3 protein-coding genes are annotated in these 2,915 nt (G+C 35.1%); all 3 read left to right on the plus strand.

The genetic code is table 11. From position 1 onward, the window contains the following. Positions 1-280: 280 nt before the first annotated feature. The 3 genes from vapB (at position 281) to LEP1GSC199_RS04215 (ending at position 2,259) form a co-directional block, all read left to right on the plus strand. The gene (vapB, locus tag LEP1GSC199_RS04205) at positions 281-511 is read left to right on the plus strand and encodes a type II toxin-antitoxin system antitoxin VapB (RefSeq protein WP_002978019.1); all 231 of its coding nucleotides are present in this window, start codon (positions 281-283) and stop codon (positions 509-511) included. Then, entirely contained in the window at positions 508-912 is a 405-nt protein-coding gene (gene vapC, locus LEP1GSC199_RS04210) for a type II toxin-antitoxin system tRNA(fMet)-specific endonuclease VapC (protein ID WP_002978015.1), read from the plus strand. Before vapB ends, vapC begins: the two co-directional genes overlap by 4 nt. A gap of 201 nt (positions 913-1,113) precedes the next feature. After that, a complete protein-coding gene (locus tag LEP1GSC199_RS04215; protein ID WP_002978017.1) occupies positions 1,114-2,259 on the plus strand; it encodes a hypothetical protein in 1,146 nt (381 codons plus the stop codon). Positions 2,260-2,915 lie beyond the last annotated feature (656 nt).

The raw sequence follows: 2,915 nt of genomic DNA on the forward strand, positions 1-2,915 counted from the left end.
AACTTAGCATAGGGCACAGCAGATAACAGCGCGGAAACGCTTCGCTTCGGGACGAGCCCTCGCTTGGGCTGCGCCACATAGGCTTCTGGCACTCGTTTGCATCCGCAAACTACGTGCCAGTCCCTAACGTCCCGTTGGGACTCAGGGCCAGCCTACGTCGGTTAGCCTAGTTCGTTATGCGACAGTCAGCAATGTATGCCTCAGGACATGGGTAACACTAAGGAAAATATTGATTTTTATGAATTGACAAATCAACATATATATATACTATGTAATATATATGAATCGCGCAAAATTATTCAAAAACGGTGATAGTCAAGCGGTAAGACTCCCAAAAGAATTTAGATTCAAGGGAAAAGAAGTCTACATTAGAAAAGACGGAAATTGTGTAATCATATCTCCAATCGATGATGCTGTTGATAGACTATGGAAGTCACTCAATGATTTTTCAGGTGACTTTCAAATTGAAAGAAATCAGCCAGAATCTTTTGATAAGAGAAATTCGATATGAGTCAGTATTTGTTAGATACAAATACCTGTATCTATATCATTAATAAAAAACCTGAAAACGTTTATCAAAAATTTAAAAAAGTTAGCTTAGATAATATTTTCATTTCAACCATTACTGAATTCGAATTAAAATATGGTGTTCAAAAAAGTCAAAAAGCAGATCAAAACCAAAAAACTCTTAATGAATTTCTTGGTTATCTAAACATTATTCCTTTCGACTCAGAAGCTGCTTCGATAGCTGGATCTATTAGAACAAGATTAGAAAAGAAAGGAGAAATTATAGGTCCCTATGACTTACTCATTGCTTCTCAAGCTATCGCCAATGACATTATAATAGTTACGAACAATGAAAAAGAATTTAAGAGAATTAAAGAACTTAAAATAGAAAACTGGATTAATTAAACTGCTGACCTTCGCATAACAGCAACTAACCGCTTCGCTTCGGGACAAGCCCTCGCTTGGGCTACGCCACATAGGCTTCTGGCACTCCCCTTGCGTCCGCAAGTGTCGTTCCAGTCCCTAACGTCCCATTCGGGACTCAGGGCCAGCCTACGTCGGTTAGTCTAGTTCGTTATCTGCAATTTTTCAAAAACCGGTATAAAAATGAATAAAAATAGAATAATTGATATCAAGTTTAATAAATTTCCTAAAACCCCTTTAATAAAAAAACTATCAGTAAATGGTAAATTTTTAAGTTATATATCTGATATAAAAATAAATTTAGATAAATTAGCAAGAATGTACTATATAGAGGAATTTAATTGTTACAAATCTCTCTATGACTATCAAGATTTTCCAGCCCTGCGATTCCTAAAAAGAAATACAAATTATTTTACTTTTCAACTGTCACAACCAGGTTCATCTAAAGATTCTAGGAAAGAACAATCAAGAGTAATCGGACAAACGATATGTAGATATTTCTTATACTATAGACTCAATAAAACTTACATATCTCATATAGGAACGTATATTGGAAAACAACTCCATAATTCATTTGGAAATACTAAAATTGAACGAATTAAAAAAGGAGATACTCCAGATTTTATAGCAGCAACCTCACCATCAGACATTTGTATTGCTGAAGCGAAGGGAAGCCGCAAAATAATAAATTTCTCGGACAAAAAATTTAAATTATGGAGAAAACAATTTAAAACTATTAAAATATCGCAAAATCACCTTCCAATTAAATTGAAAGGATATATTTCTTTAATTGTAATAGCAAATGAGAGAAATAAAATTAAAAAAAGCCAATTACTAATCGAAGATCCAGCAACAATAGGGAAAGAAAAAGATGAAAATTTAGACCTTTTCAACTTGATAAAATGCGGCCACTACTGTGAATTGCTTGGAAAAATTGGCTTAGATTTTATTGGAGATTCTTTATTATCTATAAATAAAATATCTGAAAATGAATATTTTGAATTCAATACATTTACTTTAAAAGTAGACACTGACTCTCCTGCTTTTGACACCTATGTTGGTGTATTATTTCAAGATCAACCAAGTTTGAAATCTAGAATATTTCTTACTTGGCTTGACATCAATAAATACCAAACAAAATGGTTTTGGGGACTTAAACTAACTACGTTTAAAAGCCTTCTTGAAGTAGCACGCGGAAATTTTAATAACATAAATGATATTAAAGAATCAAAAGATTATAAATTTAACAATTCAATATATTTGTTTAGAGATAATTCTGTGATTTGTAATTCGAATCTAGTTAGTTTCTCAGAACGTATTAAAATTTAGTTAATTGAAAAACTGCAGATAACCGCGCCTTAACGCTTCGCTTCGGCACGAGGCCTCGCTCGGTCTGCGACACATAGGCTTCTGGCACTCCCCTTGCTTTCGCAAGTGTCGTTCCAGTCCCTAACGTCCCGTTGGGACTCAGGGCCAGCCTACGTCGTTAAGGCTAGTTCGTTAATTGCAATTGGTTAATTCTATTCTAAAAATCCAGCGCGCAATTTTTCTTAAAAGGTGAGAGTCCAACTTTGCTCAATTCAATAATAGATCTTTATATCGGTTTAATTACTTTGTTAATGATTCAAGCGCTTTAAAGAAAAGAATAAGAATTAAGAGATTTATTTCGCTACATTTCCTATTATTTTTTGGTCACGGTTTGCATGGTTCAAAAACGATTATCGAGCTTTGAAGACAAAGAATAAGAATGAAAATTTGCGCACTGGGATTTCAAACACTTCGTATTATTAGCAAATACAACACAAAACCAACTGCAATTAACTACCGCTAACCACTTCACTTCGGGACTTCGCCCTCGCTTGGCCTTCGGCACATAGGCTTTTGTCACTCCTCTTGCTTACGCAAGCCTCGTGCCAATCCCTAACGCCTCCTCCAGAGGCTCAGGGCCAGCCTACGTTGGTTAGCTAGTTCGTTATACGAAATTG

Source organism: Leptospira vanthielii serovar Holland str. Waz Holland = ATCC 700522 (assembly GCF_000332455.1).
Taxonomy (GTDB): domain Bacteria; phylum Spirochaetota; class Leptospiria; order Leptospirales; family Leptospiraceae; genus Leptospira_A; species Leptospira_A vanthielii.